24 protein-coding genes are annotated in these 22,396 nt (G+C 35.4%); 9 read left to right on the forward strand and 15 right to left on the reverse strand.

Annotation, left to right across the window (positions count from 1 at the left end; translation table 11 throughout):
- Positions 1–32 precede the first annotated feature (32 nt).
- Positions 33–395 carry a hypothetical protein gene (locus TX86_RS19535; protein WP_042351472.1) on the reverse strand — a complete coding sequence of 121 codons (363 nt, stop codon included), beginning with the start codon at positions 393–395 and terminating at the stop codon, positions 33–35.
- Between the two features lie 192 nt (positions 396–587).
- Here TX86_RS19535 and TX86_RS19540 point away from each other — a divergent pair, with 192 nt between their 5' ends.
- A complete protein-coding gene (locus TX86_RS19540) occupies positions 588–890 on the forward strand; it encodes a hypothetical protein (protein WP_042351473.1) in 303 nt (100 codons plus the stop codon).
- Positions 891–1,072: 182 nt separating this feature from the next.
- On the opposite strand, the gene TX86_RS19545 is transcribed toward TX86_RS19540, so the two are convergent.
- Positions 1,073–1,537, reverse strand: a complete 465-nt coding sequence (locus tag TX86_RS19545) for a VOC family protein (protein WP_042351474.1) — start codon at positions 1,535–1,537, stop codon at positions 1,073–1,075.
- A gap of 154 nt (positions 1,538–1,691) precedes the next feature.
- Between TX86_RS19545 and TX86_RS19550 the strand changes: the two genes are divergently transcribed.
- On the forward strand, positions 1,692–2,126 hold the full coding sequence (locus tag TX86_RS19550) for an Lrp/AsnC family transcriptional regulator (protein WP_042351476.1): 435 nt from the start codon (positions 1,692–1,694) through the stop codon (positions 2,124–2,126).
- Between the two features lie 124 nt (positions 2,127–2,250).
- Here the strand turns inward: TX86_RS19550 and aac(6') are convergent, their stop codons facing one another.
- Positions 2,251–2,685, reverse strand: coding sequence for an aminoglycoside 6'-N-acetyltransferase (gene aac(6') / locus TX86_RS19555; protein WP_042351477.1), 435 nt, complete (start codon positions 2,683–2,685; stop codon positions 2,251–2,253).
- Between the two features lie 299 nt (positions 2,686–2,984).
- On the opposite strand from aac(6'), the gene TX86_RS19560 reads away from it, so the two are divergent.
- Positions 2,985–3,287, forward strand: a complete 303-nt coding sequence (locus tag TX86_RS19560; protein ID WP_042351478.1) for a hypothetical protein — start codon at positions 2,985–2,987, stop codon at positions 3,285–3,287.
- Positions 3,288–3,451: 164 nt separating this feature from the next.
- Here TX86_RS19560 and TX86_RS19565 read toward each other — a convergent pair whose 3' ends face one another.
- Positions 3,452–4,573, reverse strand: coding sequence for an alkaline phosphatase family protein (locus TX86_RS19565; protein WP_042351481.1), 1,122 nt, complete (start codon positions 4,571–4,573; stop codon positions 3,452–3,454).
- 198 nt (positions 4,574–4,771) lie between these two features.
- Here TX86_RS19565 and TX86_RS19570 point away from each other — a divergent pair, with 198 nt between their 5' ends.
- Positions 4,772–5,659 carry a LysR substrate-binding domain-containing protein gene (locus TX86_RS19570; RefSeq protein ID WP_042351483.1) on the forward strand — a complete coding sequence of 296 codons (888 nt, stop codon included), beginning with the start codon at positions 4,772–4,774 and terminating at the stop codon, positions 5,657–5,659.
- A gap of 415 nt (positions 5,660–6,074) precedes the next feature.
- Here the strand turns inward: TX86_RS19570 and TX86_RS19575 are convergent, their stop codons facing one another.
- Positions 6,075–7,463 (reverse strand): M28 family peptidase, encoded by a 1,389-nt coding sequence (locus tag TX86_RS19575; RefSeq protein ID WP_042351484.1) that lies wholly within the window; start codon positions 7,461–7,463, stop codon positions 6,075–6,077.
- Positions 7,464–7,724: 261 nt separating this feature from the next.
- On the opposite strand from TX86_RS19575, the gene TX86_RS19580 reads away from it, so the two are divergent.
- Together TX86_RS19580 and TX86_RS19585 are read left to right on the forward strand one after the other, a co-directional pair.
- Positions 7,725–9,554 (forward strand): dihydroorotate dehydrogenase, encoded by a 1,830-nt coding sequence (locus TX86_RS19580; RefSeq protein WP_042351485.1) that lies wholly within the window; start codon positions 7,725–7,727, stop codon positions 9,552–9,554.
- A 162-nt stretch (positions 9,555–9,716) separates the two neighbouring features.
- A complete protein-coding gene (locus TX86_RS19585; protein ID WP_042351487.1) occupies positions 9,717–10,403 on the forward strand; it encodes a M15 family metallopeptidase in 687 nt (228 codons plus the stop codon).
- A 359-nt stretch (positions 10,404–10,762) separates the two neighbouring features.
- Here TX86_RS19585 and pdxR read toward each other — a convergent pair whose 3' ends face one another.
- Positions 10,763–12,196, reverse strand: a complete 1,434-nt coding sequence (gene pdxR, locus TX86_RS19590) for a MocR-like pyridoxine biosynthesis transcription factor PdxR (RefSeq protein ID WP_042351489.1) — start codon at positions 12,194–12,196, stop codon at positions 10,763–10,765.
- A 242-nt stretch (positions 12,197–12,438) separates the two neighbouring features.
- Between pdxR and TX86_RS19595 the strand changes: the two genes are divergently transcribed.
- Positions 12,439–13,623, forward strand: a complete 1,185-nt coding sequence (locus TX86_RS19595) for a M20 metallopeptidase family protein (RefSeq protein ID WP_042351492.1) — start codon at positions 12,439–12,441, stop codon at positions 13,621–13,623.
- Positions 13,624–13,831: 208 nt separating this feature from the next.
- Here TX86_RS19595 and TX86_RS19600 read toward each other — a convergent pair whose 3' ends face one another.
- The 3 genes from TX86_RS19600 to TX86_RS19610 form a co-directional block, all read right to left on the reverse strand.
- Positions 13,832–14,032, reverse strand: coding sequence for a cold-shock protein (locus TX86_RS19600; RefSeq protein ID WP_019240552.1), 201 nt, complete (start codon positions 14,030–14,032; stop codon positions 13,832–13,834).
- Positions 14,033–14,467: 435 nt separating this feature from the next.
- Positions 14,468–14,797 (reverse strand): YrdB family protein, encoded by a 330-nt coding sequence (locus TX86_RS19605; protein WP_042351494.1) that lies wholly within the window; start codon positions 14,795–14,797, stop codon positions 14,468–14,470.
- Positions 14,798–14,933: 136 nt separating this feature from the next.
- On the reverse strand, positions 14,934–15,263 hold the full coding sequence (locus TX86_RS19610; protein ID WP_439096860.1) for a YnfA family protein: 330 nt from the start codon (positions 15,261–15,263) through the stop codon (positions 14,934–14,936).
- Positions 15,264–15,476: 213 nt separating this feature from the next.
- On the opposite strand from TX86_RS19610, the gene TX86_RS19615 reads away from it, so the two are divergent.
- A complete protein-coding gene (locus TX86_RS19615) occupies positions 15,477–16,112 on the forward strand; it encodes a pentapeptide repeat-containing protein (RefSeq protein ID WP_042351495.1) in 636 nt (211 codons plus the stop codon).
- A 175-nt stretch (positions 16,113–16,287) separates the two neighbouring features.
- Here the strand turns inward: TX86_RS19615 and TX86_RS19620 are convergent, their stop codons facing one another.
- A complete protein-coding gene (locus TX86_RS19620) occupies positions 16,288–16,986 on the reverse strand; it encodes a Crp/Fnr family transcriptional regulator (protein WP_042351496.1) in 699 nt (232 codons plus the stop codon).
- A 225-nt stretch (positions 16,987–17,211) separates the two neighbouring features.
- Here TX86_RS19620 and TX86_RS19625 point away from each other — a divergent pair, with 225 nt between their 5' ends.
- Positions 17,212–18,399 carry a NupC/NupG family nucleoside CNT transporter gene (locus tag TX86_RS19625; RefSeq protein ID WP_081707774.1) on the forward strand — a complete coding sequence of 396 codons (1,188 nt, stop codon included), beginning with the start codon at positions 17,212–17,214 and terminating at the stop codon, positions 18,397–18,399.
- Positions 18,400–18,666: 267 nt separating this feature from the next.
- Here the strand turns inward: TX86_RS19625 and TX86_RS19630 are convergent, their stop codons facing one another.
- The 5 genes from TX86_RS19630 to TX86_RS19650 form a co-directional block, all read right to left on the reverse strand.
- A complete protein-coding gene (locus TX86_RS19630) occupies positions 18,667–19,284 on the reverse strand; it encodes an ABC-2 transporter permease (RefSeq protein ID WP_042351498.1) in 618 nt (205 codons plus the stop codon).
- On the reverse strand, positions 19,268–20,143 hold the full coding sequence (locus tag TX86_RS19635; RefSeq protein WP_042351500.1) for an ABC transporter ATP-binding protein: 876 nt from the start codon (positions 20,141–20,143) through the stop codon (positions 19,268–19,270). Before TX86_RS19635 ends, TX86_RS19630 begins: the two co-directional genes overlap by 17 nt.
- Positions 20,131–20,520 carry a GntR family transcriptional regulator gene (locus TX86_RS19640; RefSeq protein WP_042351501.1) on the reverse strand — a complete coding sequence of 130 codons (390 nt, stop codon included), beginning with the start codon at positions 20,518–20,520 and terminating at the stop codon, positions 20,131–20,133. Before TX86_RS19640 ends, TX86_RS19635 begins: the two co-directional genes overlap by 13 nt.
- 268 nt (positions 20,521–20,788) lie before the next feature.
- On the reverse strand, positions 20,789–21,823 hold the full coding sequence (locus tag TX86_RS19645) for an alpha/beta fold hydrolase (RefSeq protein WP_042351503.1): 1,035 nt from the start codon (positions 21,821–21,823) through the stop codon (positions 20,789–20,791).
- A gap of 92 nt (positions 21,824–21,915) precedes the next feature.
- Positions 21,916–22,395, reverse strand: a complete 480-nt coding sequence (locus TX86_RS19650; RefSeq protein WP_042351504.1) for an SMI1/KNR4 family protein — start codon at positions 22,393–22,395, stop codon at positions 21,916–21,918.
- Between the last annotated feature and the right edge of the window lies 1 nt (position 22,396).

Raw genomic sequence — 22,396 nt, forward strand, 5'->3', positions numbered from 1 at the left:
TAAGGAAACATCTCTTCTTTTTTATACACTTTCTAAAGGAAAGAATCATTAATCGCTTGAATAGCTAATTCCAACGCTTTAATTCTTCTATCTAAAAGCGTTCTTTGGGGACTACCAGCCTTTAACTTAACATAGGCCTTCTCAATGGAAGGTAATAAACCAGTAAGAACATTGTGAGCTTCTGCTAACTCTTCCTGGGTGTAATGATAGCTTTTTTGATCCCAAGCACTTTCTAGCACTGCTAAACCGATGCAAACAGCTTTGAGCCGTTTCTTTACTAAGGTAGTATTTGCGCCTTTCTCAGTCATCTGAAATAAGGCATTTTCGAGCTTACGGATTGTTGATTGAAAAGATTTTATTGATTCCAATTTATCTATATTTGATACTTTTTCCATTTAGTCCTGACCTCTCTACGTTTCCACATTGTTATTTTATAACATCGTTAAGAACCTAATTTCACTCGCAATATTTTAACATAAATCAGCCGAAGTACTTTGCATTTATCAATATGAATTGAACAAGTTTCATTTTCTGGACCAAGTTCATAGATTGATAATGTATGTGGAAAAATGGAGGTTGTGTAGAAAATGACATATTACCAAGATATTTCGGAAGTAGCATATTCAAATGGTTTAATAGAAAAAAATTATTCTACTGTACCATCCCTTCCTTTTGATCTATCAGATGGTCGCGTAGATGTAGGTCCTGTTGGCGTTGGTTCCGGTTGGTCACCTGGTGGGGGATGGCTTCCTGCAAGTAGTTGGGATCATTCGAATGTACATCCGAGTCATCATTGGCACCAACATGTTCAATGGCATCCAACCCCACAATGGCATTCAGCTCCCCAATGGCATCCTAACACTTGGTGGCATCATGGTATGGGATGGTAATGAATAAACATCCTCTTAGAGTAGCACAATTATGGTGCTGCTTTTCTTTTCTTAAACATGGTCAGTCTTGTTTTATAAACCATAAAACAAGACATGTATACTTTTTATTAAAAAGTTTGGCTAAAGGAGCTATAACCTTTTCTAGGACCAAAAAAATCTTAGACTTCCACTGGCTTATCGAACTATTGTACTGAATGATGGGACTCTATATCAAAATCAACGTCTTGAATAAATTCGATAACCTCCCCATTTGGACTGTGGACTAGGGCATTTCTGATAAGAAGAGCAGGCTCTCCAAGAACCAAGTTGTCTGGTTCCACATAAGGCTTTGCCCCATTGGCAAGTGCCATTTGGAAAGCTTCGTCGACATCATCTACGTAAAACGCCATGTGCAGCATAGCCCCGTAAGCAACTTCATCTTCCGACTGTGCTTTCTTCCCTTGTGCTGGAATCACGGCATCATCATCGAAAACCTCAAGACACGTTCGGCCATCAGGTGAAATCAGCATCGAAGCTTCCTTAATTTGAAATGAAGGAAGGCTCCAATGATGTCCACGCTTGAAACCTAATGCTTCAATATAAAAACGGATAGTTGCCGGATAATCTTTTGCCTGAATCGCAATATGAGCAAGACCCTTGATATTCAAATATAACCTCCCCTTTCTGATGAATTCATTATAGAATAGTAATATAACAAAATACATACAATTAAAAAGGTAATTACCACATAACACCTTCGAAAAAGAAGGAATATACATATTTTTTATTTACTTTTCAAAAACACATCAGGAGGAGTTATATATGGAACATTGGATGGATGAGACTGATTACCGCATTATGCGTCTGCTTCAGCAGAATGCGCGCATTTCTATTTCACAAATAAGTAAAGAAGTTTCCATGTCCCAGCCCTCGGTTAGGGAACGAATAAAACGACTTGAGGAGAAAGACATCATCTCAGGTTATACAGCAACCTTTCGTCATGAGGCACTAGACCGAGGGACCACGACATTCTTTCTTGTCAAAACAGAGCAATGTCAAGACCTGGTGGATTTTTGTGAACAAACACCCGTTGTGACCGATATGTTTCGAATCAGTGGCGAGTATAATTACATGATCAGGATTCAGACTGGCTCCATAGAGGAAGTCGGCCAATTTCAAGATACTATCATAAAGTTCGGACCATCCAAATCCCTTATCAGCTTGAAAAACCTGATTGAAAATCGAATTCTGCTATAAGCGCCCTTCTTAAAAATAAGAGAAGTAATAAATCATTACACTTGAGTCTCATGGGCCAGGAGTTAGTACAATCATGCCAATTAGCTTCTCTTCATCTCCAGTGGGGAATCTTCACTTTACATACTTATAGCATTTTTTTGAAACAAATAATCCGATTTGCTTCACTAAATCCCAATTTAAGATGCATGGCTAGGCTTTCTTTATTTTCTAATTCGCAGTCACTAGCAAACTCCTGGCAGCCTTTTTTCTTCGCCCACTTTTCACAAGTTTCAACTAAATTTTTAGCAAATCCTTGCTTGCGAAATGCCTCTTTTACATAAAGTCCCTCTAAATATCCGACCGGACTTGAACTTGTTCCTTCAACATAATCATATCGCAATTGACCTTGTGCAAATCCAATTGCTTCGCTGTTATGATAAGCTAAGAAAACAGTTGAGTCAGGATGAGTAATAATCTCTTTCATTTCGTGTATAAATTCTTCTAAAGTGTTATCGGGCCAAAGCAGTAAAGCAAGTTGCGCAGCTTCTTTTGCTTCCGTTAACGACGCCTCTCTTAACATATTAAAAACCTCCAAATATTTAAATCTGTATTTTTATTGTATAAAGAAACTAAAAAAGATATTATGAAAATCCAATTTCATATCTTATTCCACTAACCTGCGAAGCAAGCCGCATAAGAAAAAGCTGTCCAAATGACAGCCTTAATCTTTTGCTATTCTATTTGTACTGAAAACATTTTACTTTTTTATTTCCATAAATGACCTTCTTTGCATTTATCAATATGAATGAAACAAGTTTCATTTTCTAGGCCAAGTTCATAGAGTGATAATGTATTGGAAAAACGAAGGTTGTGTAGAAAGTGACACATTACCAAGAGTGTTCAGAAGTAAACTTTTTTAATGGTTCAATAGAAACAAATTATACTACTGTACCATACCTTCCTTTTGATCCATCAGTTGGTCGTATGGATATAGGTCCTGTTGGTGTTGGTTTTGGTGTTGGCTTTACTTCTGGTTGGTCACCCGGTGGGGGATGGCTTCCGTCAAGTAGTTGGGATCACTCGAACGTACATCCGAGTCACCACTGGCACCCAAATGTTCAATGGCATTCAGCTCCCCAATGGCATCCTAACACTTGGTGGCATCATGGTATGGGATGGTAATGGATAAGCATCCACTAAAAGTATTTCAGCAGCACAATTATAGTGCTGCTAATCTTTTCTTGAACAAAATCAACCTTGTGTGAGGATCCTATTAGTTTACTAACACACCAAGAAAAGCTCTTTTTCAGTTCCTCACCCCAATATTCTTCAATTAGATTCAGACATTAATCAACACTAACTTTTAAATCTTCAAACATATATCTAACTATATCGAAATGGCGCTCATATTTACTTGCTTCACGTCTTGCATTCACTGCGATTAAAGGAATATCTTGCTCAAACTTCGATCCGTGTGTTCGAACAGTTACAGCCAATTCTTCGTCCTCTAGTTCTCCAAATGCCACTTCTTGTGTTCCGAAGATAACGAGGTCACCAATACGATTACCAGGTAAACCTAGTTGATCCATTGCCTCTTCTCGTGTGTAGATGCTTTCAATAAATGAATAAGACTGAAGATGATTGTAAATATCGTCTTTTTGACTTTGATCTTTTGCATACACATAAACAGCGCAACCCTCTTGATATATATGATTTTCAAGATAACGATCTTTCAATGGCAGCATACATACAGTATCAAAAGAAGTCTTATTCATTTTTTTCTGTAAATCTATGAGTAGTGTTTTCGTTGTCATCCCATGGTCAGCTGTTATATAGATTTCTCGTTCTGGATCAAGCTTATAGATTTCCCCAATCCAATAATCAATACTTTCCATCTGTTTCCTAGCAATTTCATGATTAGGATTATAATTATGCATTGTATAATCATTTGTCGTACAGTAAATGAAATCAGGATTATCTTTGCGAATTAAATTGTAACAGGCTTCCATAATCCAACCATTTGCTTCTGGGGTTGCGACATATGGAGGCATTTCCATATCTAAATGTTTCACGAGATTTTCATCAGGATGCTCAGTACTCAGCCCAAATTCAACATTGTCCCCAAATACTTGTAATACCTTTCCTTTTACCACAAGTAAAGCTGTGCTCTTACCCTGCTTTGCATATGCGTCTAAAATCGTCTCTTTATTTAAGAACCCTTTTCCATCGATAAACCCTTGTTCTTCTGATTCAGGATTATAAAAATAGTTTCCTGTCACCTGATGTTCAATAGGCAATGAACCTGTCAATATAGTCGCGTGATTAACATTTGTTACAGAAGGAAGAGCTGATTTAACATTCTTGAAAAACCCTTTTTTCCCTAGTTCACTAATATTTTGGGTGACTCCTTGCTCAAGATACTCGTGCGCACAGCCATCAATAACAATTACAATTGCTTTGTTTGACATCTTCATCTCTCCTCACTTTATGCTATACATATAGTGTAATATAGGATTAATGCTAGAAATATTAACGTTCGGTAAATCGATTTGTTTTTTTTAATAGTTGATATTAAAAATATTAATAACTAATTAGAAATAGGAAACTTAGATATATTCTCATGTGAATTTCAAATCTATTTTGGTAAATAAAAGGGTGGAAGTATTGTGGATTTTAAACAATTGGAGGCATTTCAGAAAGTAGTAGAAAAAAAGAGTTATTCAGAAGCAGCAAAAGCTCTGTATGTTAGTCAACCGACTATTAGTGTTCGCTTACAGTCTCTTCAAGATGAACTCGAAGTAATATTATTAAAAAATAATGGCAGAAAAGTAGAATTAACCTTTGCTGGCTCCATTTTTTTAGATTTCGTGGATGACATTATGAACCGTAAAGAAGAAGCATTAAAAACAATCAATAAAATCAAAGGTCTATCCATTAATGACCTTCATATTAGTGCTACATCAATTGGAACATACATTATCCCTCCTACCTCTACCGCCTTCCAAAAGGCTCACCCTGGGGTTCGTCTTTCTTTATCATTTGGCAATGCAACTTCCTCTATCAATCAGCTTTTTGAGAAGAAAACGGATCTCGTTATATCACCATCCTCGTTAGAAAACGATAAATTAAGTTCTGAAATCATTGGTCATGATATGCTCGTTCTCGTTGCAAATGTAAACCATCCATTAGCTGCAAAAAATGATGCAATTAACTTAAATGAATTAAAAGAACATCGATTCATTATCCGAGAAAAAGGTTCTAACACAAGAAATCATTTTAAAACATGGTGTGAAACATACAATTTCCATCCTAGAGAAATCGTTGAAATGGATCAATCAGAAGCAATAAAAATCGCAGTAGCAAACAATTTAGGCATTGCAATTATGTCTAAATTCATCATTAATAACGACTCTAAATCTGATCAATTTAAAATATTGAATGTAAAGGGAATGCCAATACACCGGCCAATCCAAGTTTTCATGTTAGCCGATCAAAAAAATAATCTATTAAAGCAAACATTTATTCATTTTTTGAAAAAACAATTGACTGATTAAGGATTGCACCTTTAGAAGCATAAGAAAAGGCTGTCTAAATGACAGCCTTGATTTTTTGCTATTGCATCCGTGATTCTTCAATTACTGTCTCTCAAAAAACAAGATATTAGAGAAACTATTAAGCCTATAAACGAAACCCCTAGTCCTAATGCAGTTGCCGTCCCACTTGAGGTTAATATAAGTGCTATACCAAAAAGTGAAATGGAAATACCCAAAAGTGATAAACGCATTTTATCTCTCCCCTTTAATATCATTATTTGCCACAAAAATGAAATTTCCTTCTTAAACTATCCTTCTCCTACATAAGAAAAGGCTGTCTAAATGACAGCCTTGATTTCTTCTACTATTGCACCTATTAGTTGACCGAACTACATAACCCATTAAGATAATAATTCTTAATGGGTTAGTAATTCTATTAATCTACTGGTCGATTTTCAAACGGATAATCGACTAGTTCTTGAGCAACCGTTGCGTTAACAAGGGCTGGTGTATCAGGACGAGCAATTTGATATACGGATGCGCCAACGATTTCAGCTACCTGTTGTAGTTTTTCTTTGCTAATTTTATCTAGTGTATCTGTAGGTTTGTGATACCAAGGTTCTACAGGTGAATGGATGAATAAAGCTGCAGGGATACCTAATTCATGGAAAGGTTGGTGGTCACTACGACCTAATTGTCCATAAGGAATCGTTTCTGATCGAATTCTTGCACCGGCTGCTGCACCTAAATCCGTCACAAGGTTTTTCTTACCGTCAATTGTATACATGATTAATCCACCGGCAGGATTATCTTCTCCCGCATCTCGACCACCAATCATATCCATTTGGAAGTGGGCTTGAATACGAGATACTTCATCTTTTGAAAGGGAGGCGGCATAATAGGATGATCCAACCATTCCTCTTTCTTCAGAACCAAAAGTCATGAAACGAATTTCTGTATCAATAGGCGTTTTGGACAAAACTCTTGCTAGTTCAAGAACTGCAGAAACTCCAGAGGCATCATCATTTGCTCCAGGTCCTCCTGGTACGGAATCATGATGTGAGCCAACTGTTACGATTTGTCCTGTATCTTTGTTTTTATTTGGCTTCAGTGAAGCAATGACGTTATAGGATGTTTTTTCTATTTTTTCGATATCAACATCTAACGTAGCTTCAACTTCAGTTGTTTTTAGTTGTTCAACTAACTGTAATCCAGTAGCTCTTGTAATAGCTACTGCAGGGATATTTTGTCCGTCTTGAACTTGTCCAAAAGAATTACCTGCTGAGCTGTTGTTGTACATTAAAACACCAACGGCTCCTTTTTCTAAGGCATTTTGAACTTTTTCAATAAATGTAATGCCACCACGTTCAATGAGTGCAATTTTCCCTGTTAAATCACCAATTTCTTCAGGAAGTCCTGTTCCTATATAAACGAGTGGAGCTGTTACTTTTTTACTGACGCTACCACTAAACGGTTTTGGGCTCTCTGCTACATTATTACCGTTTATTTGGACTATTACATGATTGACTCGCGTATCATAAATTGGAAATGGTTGAATAGTAGTTTCCAAGCCTAGACTCTTAAATTGACTTTCTATATATTTTACAGCTCTGACTTCCCCTTCCGTTCCTGCTTCTCTAGGTTGTTCTGATAAATAAGCGATTGTGTTGTACATATTGTCGACATTAATTTTGTTTAGAACTTTATTGTCAAATGCTATGGCTGAATGTCCGTTAGGTGCACTTTTAACTTGTTGTGCGTAGGCAGACCCTGATGATAGAACTAATCCTATTGCTAATATGGCTGAAATGGATTTACGATACATACTTTTCCTCCTTCATTTGGTTATCTCTCTATCATTATGAAATTATCAGATTATTCTGTAAATGGTTCTATACGAATATATGACTATAGGACAAATGAATTAATAGAGTAAGCTGTAGATAAAAACGCACCCCACCCTATTACAAAGTCACCACTTACGAAATCAACATCAAAGCACCACAATGTCCGACTATATCAATCCATGCTAGAATTGAACTAATCTATTAAAAAGAAGACTCTAATTAGTTAGAAGGTGTTGTGTATGCCAGATTGGTCCTATCATCCATTGAAGAAACTTGTACTGGATAAACTAAGCCCCAAAACAAGCCGAGAGTTTATTCATAAATCTATGAATACAATCGCATCTATTCCTGGTGGCCGGAATCTAATTGAATTTTTAGGGCATATAAAACCCCCACAGGAATTACAAAAGACTATTAATCATACTATGTTTCTTTCCCCTATTGGGTTAAGTGGTCTCATTGATCCTAATCTATCGGGTATTAAAGCATTCCAAGAGCTAGGCTTTGGATTTTTAGAAGTAGGTCCCATTGTTTTGGACAAACCAAACTACCAAGAAGAACCAAGAAGGATTAATAATCAGATTCTGTTTTCTGATTCTCTAGAGAGGGTCCCTCTCAAACTAGCGATTAACAAATTAAATAATCAAAATATTCAAATTCCTATATTCGCTAGGATAGATGCCGAAGTGAAAGAACATGAATGGGATTTGATTGTGCAGCATTTAACTCCTTTTGTAGATGCTTTCATCGGAACAAAAGAGCAAATCTCCTCCTACTTTCAAGAAGGCAAATTGCATTCACGTACGTTTTATATATCACTCTCAGCAGATGAAATAGGCGAAAAAGGGTTGGAGTTACAGACACTAAAACAACAAACAGGCTTTGATGGAATCGTCATACATGCGCCCCATCAATCAGAGGATGGTTATTGGTATGAAGATGTACAAGCGAATGAACGCTTAACTCAAGTGGTTAAACAGATGAAGGATAAGCATCCTGATGTAATCGTCATTACCTCTGGCGGAGTGGATACACCAGCAGAAGCACGTTCCTTAGTCCAAGTTGGTACAGATTTACTGATGCTTACTGATGGCTATGTAAAGGCTGGGCCAGGGTTACCAAAGCGAATCCATGAAAGATTATTATTCGATGAAATGAGTCCCAATACAAACCAACAAAGGCACTGGTCACTCCTGTTTGGTCTGTCCATCCTAGTTGGAGGAATTATAGCCTTATACTTTGCATTCACCAGTATTATCCTGCACTATGATGAATCATTTATCGGACTCACCAAAACCGATTTATCACTCATAAATCCACTCATACTATCATTTATGTCACATGATCGAATGGCACTAGCTGGGACGATGATATCAGGAGGAATATTGTATTTCCAACTTGCACGGCATGGGATCAAGAACGGCTTGCATTGGGCAAGAATTGCGTTTCACAGCGCAGCAATCATAGGGTTTCTCGGTATTTTTCTTTTTATTGGTTTCGGTTACTTCGATTGGCTGCATGGTCTATATTGGCTTGTCTTATTGCCAATCTATTATTTTAGTTTCAAGGAAGATAGAAGAGTCATAGGTAGCCCCTTTTCTCAAAATGAAACAAATGATAGAACGTGGCAGCTCTCGCTTTTCGGACAGCTCCTGTTTATAATACTGGGATTTTCTATATTAGTAGGCGGGATTGTTATTTCTACAATAGGTGTATCACACGTTTTTGTATCAACCGATTTAAGCTATCTGTGTATGACACCCGAAATGTTAGATAGTATTAGCAATAATTTGATTCCTGTTATCGCACATGACCGAGCAGGGTTCGGCAGCTCCCTTGTAAGTGTGGGTTTACTTGTTCTTACGCTTTCCTTATGGGGATTCCGAAAAGGAGAAGGTTGGATTTGGAACACGCTTGCGATTGGGGCGTTACCTGCATTTATAACTGGGATTGGAACCCATCTGTATATTGGGTATACAACCTTTATCCATCTGCTTCCCGTTTACTTCTTATGTGTTTTATATTTGTTGGGATTAATCCTATCGTATCCTTTCCTAAAAAAGCATTAGTTAAAAGCCGTATCATCTAATAGATACGGCATTTTCATTAATTACTAGAGTTCAAGTCAGAATCGAAATTATTTAAGAAAAACTTAAGTAATATCTAACTTTTATTTAAAAATTTTCCTCTAAACTTGAAGTACGGATCGTTATTTAGGAGGAAATATAGCCATGACCATCATAAAGAATCTCATTCCGAAACTTAGTTTTATTGTAGTTAGTATATTTATTATCGTAGGATGTAGTAATTCCGAACAAGAAGAGTCCAAAAAAGTAGCTAGTCATCCTTCTGATATTGCTGTACTTATCAATAAAGAGTTTCGATTACCTGAAAATTATGTTCCAAATGATTTAGTATATCCAGATGTACCATTTATTTTTAATGAAAAAATAGAAAAGCGACAAATGCGAAAAGAACCTGCCGAGGCATTAAAAAGAATGTTTGAAGCTGCTAAATCGGATGGTATTCATTTGGCAGGAGTATCAGGGTACCGTTCTGAAGCAGCACAAACAAGGCTTTATAATAATTATGTCAGTAAAGACGGCGTAGAAGAAGCTGATAGATATAGTGCTCGCCCTGGGCATAGTGAACATCAAACAGGACTATCTATAGATGTTTCTGGAATAACTGGAGAATTTGCAGTTGAAGATCAGTTTGCTAATACCGAAGAGGCAAAATGGTTAGATAAACATGCACATGAATATGGCTTTATTATCCGTTTTCCAAAAGGAAAAGAAGATATAACAGGCTATAAGTATAAACCATGGCATATTCGATATGTCGGAAAAGATATAGCAACTGAAATTCATGAAAAAGGGATTACGCTAGAAGAATACTATGGAAAATATTCTATCTAGATTAATTGGTTTCGTAGATGGTCATCAAGGAGAATAAAAATAGGAGCTATCTCAACAGCTCCTATTTTTATAGTAAAAGAAAGGTCAAATGTCTATTAACTCTCTTCAACCGGCTTATTTGATTTCCACTTTAACCCGTGAGTAACACACCCCATACTCACGATTAATAGCATTACATAACAAGTATTATTTAACCAATTTGGCATATATTTCTCCCCTTATATTTTCCCTCTATTAAAAATCATAGTAGATATATTAGTCATACAAACCATCCATTCAAGCACTTTTTTTACCATCCATCACGAAAATCCCAAATCTCTTTATCAGAACAATCAACGTCACAATTGTCCTCTATTTTACTATTCTATTGCATGAAAAGCATCTGAAAAGCGTCTTATTCCTTCATGAATAGTACCTTCATTCTCCCTAGCAAAAGTAAAACGAACAAAACCTTTTTGAGAACCCATCGTATTACCTGGGGCGTAAATGACCCCTCTTTTGATGGATTCTTCTAGCAATTCCATTTCATTAAAATCTCGCTTTATCTTGCACCAAATATGAATGCCCCCTTCAGGTATAAAGAAATCTACTTGATTCTTTAAATAACACTGAAGACTAGTGACAATTTGATTTCTCCGTATTTTTAGTTTTTCAACTAAATTTTTAATATGGGCATGGAATTCTTCTGATTCTAAAAAGTCATTCGCAATCCATTGGTTATAGCTCGCATGTCCGAAATCAATTTGTTGTTTCGCATCTGATAATCTTTCAATAACTGGCTTTGGACCAATAATCCATCCAATCCGTAAACCTGAAGCAACGATTTTGGATAATGAACTAATGTATAGGACATTTCCATTAAGGTCCAATGACTTCAAGGCTAGCATTTTCTCCCCTGAAAATGCTGTTAAACTATATGGATCATCTTCGACAACCGGTATTCCATACTCCGAAGATATTCTCAAAATTTCTCTTTTCCTATTCTCACTAAGTAATGTACCTGTTGGATTTTGAAAGACTGGGTTTAAAAATATCATCCTAATACGATGTTTCTTATGCAATAGCACTAAATCTTCAGGATTAATACCATCTTTATCAACTGGTAAAAAATACGTTTTGATTCCTGCTGATTTGAATATTGGTAGACTATAATGATAGGATGGCTCTTCCAATACTACTGCATCTCCTGGCTTCAATAGGCATTGCACAACTAAATATAACGCTTGTTGTGCGCCAGATGTGATAAGGATGGACGAAGGATTCGTTTCAATTTTTCGAAATTCTTTAACGTGCTTAGTAATCGTTTCTCTTAATATAGCATTGCCTAGTGGATGGTCGTATCCTAAGCTTCCAATAAAGGATCGTGTAGAAGTAATCTTTCTTAATGCCTTCACTGGAAAAAGATCTTCAGACAATTCTCCACTCGCTAGATTAATTAGCTGACCTTCCACCGATTGTTGTCTTATTTTTTGAGTGACTGGTAAATTAGGCAGAAAGCTTCCTGCTTCAATATATCTATTCCAGCTTGGAATACGCTTCTTCGTAATTCCCCAAATATCTTTACTTATCGTAGTCCCGACTCCTCTATTCCTTTGAATAAGTCCATTCGCTTCTAGCTCATCGTAAGCAGTCACAACTGTACTTCTATTTATATTAAATTCCTTTGCTAAATTTCTTTCAGAAGGTAATGGCTTATCAGGTGGAAACGTTCCATCTGTAATTCCATTTTCTATATATTCGGCTAATTGTTTATATAAGGGTTTTTTTGCTGTGCGATCTAGTTTCCAATCCATATTAAACAATCCTTATCAGTTATTAGTTCTCTTTTTAATGTGAATTCGGTTGACTTACTTTTCCGGCAAAATTACCAAGTATTCCACAGTAAATAGTACCATACCTTTTTTATGATGTGTTAAGCATACAAATCGAGAAAGCAACCATTTTTAGAAAGTAGCATCATTATAAAATATAAATTAATTACAACGGGCACAATACTAAAACGCCTTATCATAATGGGTTATTTAGGAGGTATATTGTGCATCAACTTTTAGAAAGTGCTAGAGCCATGAAAGATGAGTTAATACAATACAGAAGAGACATTCATCAAAACCCAGAGGTAGGTGACCACCTTCCTCTGACTGCGAAATACGTGATGGATCGATTAAAGCAATTTGGATATGAGCCAAAAGAAATCTGTGAAAGTGGAATTGTGGCCTTGGTGGGAAAGCCAAACTCGAAGAAAACGTTTCTTTTACGAGCTGATATGGATGCTCTTCCAATTGAAGAACAAACAGATTATTCCTTTAAAGCAACAAACGGAAAGATGCACGCTTGTGGCCATGATTTCCACACTGCTATGCTCTTAGGAGCTGCAAAATTATTAAAACAGTATGAGAATGAACTTGAAGGAACTGTAAAGCTTGTTTTCCAACCAAATGAAGAAGGATTCAAAGGTGCAAAATTAATGTTGAAATCAGGTGTTTTAGAAAATCCAAAAGTGGATGCAGCTATGGCATTACATGTCCATTCTGGCACACCAACTAATACGATTTTGTGCGGACTTGGAACAAGCATTGCGGGTTGTACAATCTTTCGAATTATAGTCAATGGAGTGGGGTGTCATGGGGCCATGCCGGAAACAGGTGTTGACCCTATTAACATTGCAACGCATATTTATTCCTCTATGCAGGAAATCATTACAAAAGAAATTGCAGCCACAAAATCCGCAGTCATTACGGTCGGAAAATTTCATGCCGGAAATACACATAATGTGATTCCTGAACAAGCTGTATTAGAAGGAACTATTCGATACTTAGATGTTGATATCGGAGACTTTATTTACAAAAGGCTAGAAGAAATAGTCGTTACAACTGCCAAAATGTTTAGAGGCAAAGCTAGCATAGAAATCGTTGCATCCGTTCCGCCATTAACAAACGATAGAGACTTAGCAAATAATTTGACCTCTTATGTGAAAGAAGTGGTCGGTGAACAATCTGTTATTTCTTTTGAAGGTGGTGGTATGGGTTCAGAAGATTTTGCTTCCTATTGTTATGAAGTACCTAGCGTTTATTTTCTTCTGGGGGCAGGTACAAAAGAAGAAGATAAACGCTATGGGTTTCCAATGCATCATCCACAAGTTGTTTTTAATGAAGAAATCTTACCAACTGGTGCAGCAATACATGCCTATGCTGCAATGCAGTGGTTAAAATCCAACCATTAAATCAAGAAGATATTATATTACTCTCACAAATATTAGATTAGGGATTATTAATCTACTGTGTTATACTTAACCCCTACCATTTTGAATACTACTTGTTTCATTTTTTGTTGCATTCAAACCCTATTCAATAATTGAATAGGGTTTTTGCTTATAAAAATCTTCATTAAATAAAAAAAGACCCTAAAAGAGGGCCTTTCATCAGCTAATATTAAGCTTTTTGAACGTTAGTAGCTTGTGGGCCACGTTGTCCTTGTTCTACTTCAAACGTTACAGTTTGTCCTTCGTCTAAAGTTTTGAAACCTTCAGTTTGGATAGCTGAGAAATGTACGAATACGTCTTCTCCACCTTCACGCTCGATGAATCCAAAACCTTTGTCTGCATTAAACCATTTTACTTTACCTTGTTCCATAATTGTTGCCTCCTAGTGTGGATACCCACACATATGTTACTACTCTTGCTCAAATACCTTAGACGAAAAACAAAATTTATTCTCAATCTCAAACCGAACAAAAATAATTCTATATTAGAATAACATACTTTTTTTAAAATAGCAAATGTCAAAAAGCATCAGAATGTTTAGCTTGTAAATCAGCAGTTTCCTAACATTTCACTAACGCATCTTTTTATTCAATAACTAATTAAATAATTGGAATGCACTACCCCCATAGCACATCCCCAATACCAATCATCACGCCTAAAAGTGTTCATTGTGAAACGTAAATACTAAACATCAATAACAATAACCCTAATTTTCCCAATAGATCCAGTTTCCTTTAACGTTATTGCTAATGACCCGATAAAAAAGACACGCCTTTTTGTGTGCGTGCCTTAGTTTCGCTTAAAATTAATTTTGTTCCCAAATGCGTAGAGATACTATATTAAAAACTACCAATATCGCGAAAAAGAGAGCTAAAACAGGATGCCAAGCATTATACAATGATAAAGTTGCACATCCAAATATTAATAATTCGAGCAACAATCTTTTAAATCCCCGTATTGGAATTGAAGCTTTTGGAGATATAAAAGTCCCCCAAATAATTGCCATTAAAATGGGTGAACCTATACCTAATAAAATCTTTACCATATATCCCTGGTTAGAATGAAATCCCCAATAACCTAAAGAAATCAAAGCACAAATTTCTAAAATAAATCGAAGTACAAGATTAATTCCCATATGATCACCTTAAATTTTTTTTCATCACCGTTCGGATTACAGGTAAATTAATGTGGAATGTCGTTTTTAATTATATTCTCGTTCACCAATAATTAGACTTTTCTTGTCATAGTTATACCAGTAAAGAGCCTATAGTTTAATGACGTGGTCCCCATAACATAACGGCAACACCAACTAAACAAATCAATGCGCCTATCCAATCGTATAGGTCTGGAGCTTTTTTATCGACTCCCCATCCCCATAATACAGACAAGACAATAAATACACCGCCATATGCAGCATATACCCGACCGAAAGAAGGAAATGATTGAAAAGTTGCTATAATTCCATAAAACGTTAATCCGATTGCTCCTAATATCCCGAAATAGAAAGGTCTTCCTTCTCTAAGCCAAAGCCAAATAAGATAACCCCCGCCTATCTCTCCTAAGCCAGCTAGTAAAAACAAGAGTATAGTTATAATAATCACCTCATAGTGTTAATCATGAAGTCCATTTTACTATATAGAAAAGTTTAAAGTTCGATAAAGTTATCATCGTCCTTTATTTCAATTGGTATAGCTTTCACTTTATCTATTTTTAAAAATAGAAATAATAAATACTGAACGGAGGCACAACTTGTTAAACATCTAATCTTGCAATACAATTTGAATAACTTATTAGCATTCGAAAGAAGGTATACTATGAAAATTGATATTCCAAAGATTTCTCCAGAATTAACCTCGAGAAATTTTAATGATATTTTTTATGAAGAAGATCCTATTCTTGAAATGTGTACAATCTCAAACTCTGAATTTATGAATGAGACAGTTGAGAGGGTACGGATATATAACGCCGTGTTAAAGAACTGCAAATTTAGCGATACAGATTTTAGTCATATTGAACTTGTAGATGTCCGTTTCGAAAACTGTGATTTATCCAACGTAAACTTAACCAATTCTTCAATCCATAGAGTTGAATTCATTAACTGCAAATTACTAGGCTGTAACTTTCCAGAGTCTTCAATTCGTAATGTGAAATACGAGAATTCATTATTAAACCTTGCCACATTCGGATATTCCAAACTTGAAAAAGTGATATTTGATGAAGTTTCATTACAAAATGCAGATTTTTATGACTGTAAGCTCAAAAAAGTTGAATTCAATTCATGTAACCTTAATGGAGCAAACTTTGAACAAACATCACTAAAAGGGATAGATATTAGCTCATCTAACTTTGAATCACTTACGGTTTCAATGAATGATTTAAATGGATGTAAAGTATCGACACATCAGGCTATTCAATTTGCTTCCTTATTGGGATTAATTATTAAAGATTAATATTTCTTTTGAATTTGAGGACTAAAACCATTCACTTAAAAAGCGTGATAAATCCACGCTTTTTATTTTTAAATTCTTCTATCGTTAACCTTGCATCATTTGCAGAATAACAAAAAAGAGCTGTGAATGAGCAGCTCTTTATATAGAAGTAAAGCCTCTGTATGTTTAAGTACATTCATTCATAAATGTTATCCTTTGCTAACTCTCGAAGCTTTTCAAAGTTTTTAATATGAATGGTACCATTCACTCGTTCAATTACCTGTTCTTCACAAAGCTTCAGAATCACTCGGTTTAAATGTCTATAGCTAGTGCCGATTAAATCCGCAATATCGGCTATACTTGAATTCTTCATTTCCTCTCGAAATAACGTTCCTTTGCTATTCGTAGAAATGGACAATAAATAGCTGGCAAAGCGTACTTCAACAGGATACAGAACGTTGAAAGTAGTAAAATTCGTTTTTGTTCTAAATTTATGGGCAATAGATTTAAGTAGGAATTGTAGAAAACTCGGATCATTACCGATTGTTTCTTTTACATCTTTGTACGAGATACTTAAAGCCATGCAATCTGTGCTAGCTTCCACTGAATTCACAGCTACTTCTTCATTCGCAAATTCGATATCCCCTAACGTTACAGGTGCTTTAAGAAAACGTATGATTAATCTTTTATCTTCGGGTGTCATCGTGAACACTTTCACTTTCCCTTCAACAATAAACAATATTTCTTGAAGAGGTTCACCTGCTGCTATAATACTCTCTCCTTTAGAAAAACTACATAGCCGAATTTTATTAATATCAAGTGGAGAAAAAAATACATGTAAGTTATTTTTTTCGAGATATGAATAAAGTAATGGTTGATTATCAATTATTCGCATCTATCTTCTTCCTCTAATGTTATATTTCGTAGTTATTAACATTCTGTCCTAGACTCGAAAGTTCATAACCTACGAAGTGTATTTTAAATGCAAATCAATTTAAGTATGAAGGACATATGTCCTTGTGTCGACTGAAGAATGTAAGTAATATACTTACGGCGGAAAAAAAGTTACATATTGTTTTACTCATTTTCCCAAGATTATTTTCAGAAAGAGGGATATTTTTTGTTCGATATTCTACTTGGTATAATGGCAATTGTCTTATTAATAGGTGTTTCTTACTTATTATCTAACGACAAGAAAAATATTAATTTTAAAGCTGTCATTATTATGCTGGGTATTCAATTCATTCTTACTTGGTTACTTCTAAAAACGACCGTAGGTTTAAAGGTAATTGATACAATTGCTAATGGCTTTAATAAATTATTGGAATATGGAATGGAAGGCGTAAACTTCATAGTAGGTGGTTGGATTCCAGATGGCGGATCACCTTTCTTTATTAATGTATTACTAATTCTAGTTTTCACATCAGCTTTCCTTTCATTATTAACTCATTTGAAAATCCTACCTTATATTATTAAATTTGTAGGTGGATTACTCTCAAAAGTAACAGGATTACCTCATGTTGAGAGTTTCAATGCAATCAATTCTATTTTCTTTGGACAAGCAGATGCTATTCTTGCCATTAAAACGCATATTAAAGATTTAAATAAAAATCGATTATTCATCGTATCAACTTCAGCAATGGCGAGTGTTTCAGCTGCACTTATCGCTTCTTATATGACAATGCTACCTGCGAAGTTCGTTTTAATCGCAGTTGTATTAAATGTTTTCAGTGCACTAATCTTAGCTTCTATAATAGCTCCTGTAACTATTACGAAAGAAGAAGGAGATATTGATATCAATGATATGATACATACGAAAAATATCTTTGATGCAATCGGATCTGGAGCTATGGATGGTGGAAAGGTAGCTCTAATTGTAAGTGTCATGTTAATTGCTTACTTAGGATTACTTGCATTAGTAAACGGTATATTTACTAGTTTATTCGGAATGGACTTAACAACTATGGTTGGTTATCTTTTCTCACCAATCGCATACTTAATGGGTATTCCAGGTAGTGAAATGATTACTGCAGGTTCCGTAATGGGAACAAAATTAATTGCTAATGAATTCGCAGCAATCATGCAATTCCAGCCTATTTTAGGAGATTTATCAGAGAAAACCGTGTCTATTCTCTCTACGTTTCTTATTTCTTTTGCCTCAATTGGTTCTGTTGGTATCGTTGGTGGTGCCGTACAAGCTATTAATGGAGCAAAAGGAAAAGAAGTTAGTGCATTTGGATTGAAGATGTTACTTGTAGCAACTATGGCTTCCATCCTATCTGCTACAATCGTTGGATTATTTATCTAATCTAAAAAAACTAGAATGATTTCTAGTCCGTGGTAGGAAGACAAGCTCCTACCACGAGTAAAATTTCCCTTTTTTACGCTTTGTGTGTGTGTGTTGATTATTAAAAAAATAAAGTGCGTAAATATAAAAACGACATTAATTTCCCCATTAATGTCGTTTTTTTCTAATATACTACAAGTCAGGTAAACCCCATTTTCGTCTAATACTAATAAAGAAATAACCACGAAACGGCTCCAACTGATACCTTTTGAGTCACACTCATGCCAATTAAAACGCTTTATTCCTATAGATGTGATACGATAGCAACCACGATACCCCATAGAAACCAACAGCTATAAGTGCAAGAACGGAGTATAACTGCCAATCCGATACTTTCGCCAAGAAAGCTAAGAAATCGGTAGCGTATTTGTTTAAGAAGTATGGCATATTTTTCATCAAAAACATAATTCCAACTGTTAAAAGAGTAAAAGCAAAAACAAGATATTGCGTTTTGAATTTATAAAAAAACGGTAAGTAAAGGGAGATGACTACCATGACTACAATAATATTTAGTACAAGATCCGTGAAAGAATAATGAAATTCCATCTTGCCCCCAATGAAATAATCCCCTATTAAACAAACCGGAATGACAATTGCCGTAAAAAGCAAGGCTCCGATATATTTGGAGGCTACAATTTCTTTACGAGTATACGGTAATGAATTCAATAAAATATTAGAACCATCTTTTTCATCAAAATAATGAGATTGTACCACAAAAAGTGCACTACACATGACTATAATATGGTCTACACCCCACCCAATCCACAAAAAACCAATAATGTATGCAAGATACATAAGCGAATAATATCTTTGCAAAATCAAATCTTTCTTAAATAAATTCAGCATGTCGAGCTCCCTTCTTCATGAAATACATAATATCCTCTAAACTCGGTGTTTCAATCACTACTTCATTATTAAATAATTCTCGAATCGAATTTACATTTTCAGTTAATCCCTCGAAGCCCGTATTAGCCTTCTGTACTGAAATAAATTCACGCTCAGTATCACTATCTAATAAATCCAGTGGTCCCTTTACCAAAGCATAATCCTCTCCAATCGCATATATATCTTTCGTGAAAATATGCTGACCGTCTTGAATAAATGCAATATAATCCGCAATACGGTCTAAATCAGTCGTAATATGTGTGGAGAAAAAGATACTTCGCTCTCCATCCTGCATAATGTGATGTAGAATATCCAATAATTCTCTTCTAAACACAGGATCAAGCCCAGAAGTAGGTTCATCCATAATAATGAGCTCCGCATGATGTGAAAGAGCGATGGCGAGAGAGGCTTTCATTTTCATCCCTTTAGAGAATGTCTTTATTTTTTTATTTAATGGTAGCTCGAAAAGATTTGTATAATACATAAATTGTTTTTGGTCCCACTGTTTGTATGCTGGGGCAATGATTTTGTTGATATGCTTTAACGTAAGCCCATCGTAAAAAATATTATCGTCATACACGAAGCCAATTCGTTCTTTAATTTCTTTCGAATTATTCAAATAATTCATTCCGAATAGAGAGATGTCTCCACTATCAGGGCTCAACAGGTTCATAATCATTTTAATGGTTGTAGATTTACCTGCACCATTCCCCCCAATAAAACCCGTCACAAAGCCTTTTTTGACCTCCAATGATAAATTATCTATTTTAAAACCTTTGAAGGCTTTACTCACATTCTGTATTTCAATTACGTTTTCCACGTGTCTTCCTCCTCATATAAAATTACGAGTAATTCTTTTAATTCTTGTAAGGGCATGCTCATTTGTTTAGCATTTTGAATGGCTTCACATAGCTTTTCTTCAATGGTTTTTAATTTTTTCTCTTTCATAATCTCCAGATTTTGTTCGGCAACGAAGGAACCTTTACCGACAATCGAATAAATAAAGCCATCTCTTTCAAGTTCTTCATATGCTCTTTTTGTTGTAATCACGCTAATTCGTAAATCCTTCGCCAACTGACGCATAGAAGGGAGCCCATCCCCCATTTGCAAATCGCCTCTTAAAATCAAATTTTTTACTTGAAGGCTAATTTGTTCGTAAATCGGCTCCTTCGAATTATTTGTAATGATAATTTGCATGAAAATACCTCTTTTAGAAAATATTGTATATATACTACAAGTACAATATATACATTTTCAGAACAAAATTCAATACAATATTTAAAAAAAGTGGATAAAAAATACATATAAACATCAAATTCTGAAGAAGAGATTTATCGGAAACTAAAAAAAGAACTGCGATTAATCGCAGTTCTTTCATGTGTATAAGCCCTTGTTAGTTAGGGCTTCTTAATTAATAATCAATTAAATCTTTTTAAAAGGTTCATAAAAATAAACCCGCAATGCCTCATTTACTTAAAAACGTATCACACATCCATTCAAAAAACTTTTCCTTCTCTTCAAATTGCGGATAATGAGCTGATTTGTCAAAAGTTATAAATGCTTTTTGATTGGCTTCAATACTATCAAAATATTTTTTTGCTGCTTTCGAAGTAGTCATATAATCATATTTCCCCATAACAAAATAAACAGGTAAATCCAGTTTGGTAACCTTTTCAGGTATTGGATTTTGTAACACTTCCTTTACCAAGAACTTTTGAGAATAACCAGCCCCCACGTTGTAACGGATGACATCTAATAAGTTATACTCCTCACTTAGTAGCATGCTTAGGTTATCACCATCAGGGTTGTCAATAAGCCTTGTAGCTCCACCATATTTATTCACATAAGTTCGAGGAACAAACATTTCGCCATTCTCTACTTTTTCCATTACCTTTTGAAGTGATGACACATCATCCTTATTACCAGCCTTATGAGCTTGCTGAATCGTATAGTTCAAAGTCTCAATCTCACTCTCTTTTGTCTCACTCGTTTGACCAATACCAATATAGGCTTCATATTTTTCAGGAGCTTTAGAGGCTGCTTGTATACCAATATATGAACCATACGAATGCCCCATTAAGATTACCTTTTCCTTGCCAAGACGCTCTGATATGTAATCCGTCATAGCCAATAAATCCTCGACCAGTAAGTCTGATGAAAGATTCGAATAATCCTCGAAGAAATGATACGATTTCCCACTTGCTCGTTGGTCGTAATGCACAACGGTAAATTTCGTTTCCAATAAGTCTTGGTATTTAGTGGCGTATGGCATTTCTGGACATCCGGGTCCTCCGTGTACAAAAAGAATAACCGGATTATCCTTGTCCTTTCCACGGATCATAATTTCGTGACCACTTCCATTTATCTCGACTTGCTCTAAAACACTGATACTGTTCTCACCTTTTATACTCGGAGTCCACGTAGGAAAGAAAAGTGCTATAGCTAGTATTAGTAGCAGAGAGACCCCGACATATATGATGAATTTCTTTAATTTTTTCACCTTTACCCATCCCCTATAAAAATTCAATAATACATAAAATTATACAATACAACCATATTTTGTGTAATTTTAACTAAAGGAATGGTGAAGCCTTACCTTTGTTCTATTAACGTCATCGTGAACAGCTCTGACAAACCCATCGCAAGAGGTTCTCTATTTTCTATAATTAAGTCTGTCTCTTCTCCATAATCATGATCTAATACATAAATGGTCGGATTACATCCTTCATCTATATTTATCGCAATAGGATTAGACAAGTTTATTACCAATCCAATACAAATATAGCCACTATTAAGCACTGCGCAACCAGGGACAGCCAGCGTACTTTCTTCAATAATGAGTTTCGGACTAAGAAAATCTATTTCAATATTATAATCCTCGTCCTCAATAGGAATCAGCAACCTACTTTCACAAATCGGAATAGTTGTCATTAATTCCACCAACCAACTTGGAAGCTCTTTCCCTAGTTTCTCATTAATCTCACAGATTTCTTCCTGAGTAGCTACCCTAGTAGAGCACCCTGACCTTTGGATTAACTCTTGTGCACTTGTAATCAACTCTTTTATTAACATA

This window comes from Bacillus massiliigorillae (assembly GCF_000380245.2).
GTDB lineage: Bacteria > Bacillota > Bacilli > Bacillales > DSM-1321 > Bacillus_AD > Bacillus_AD massiliigorillae.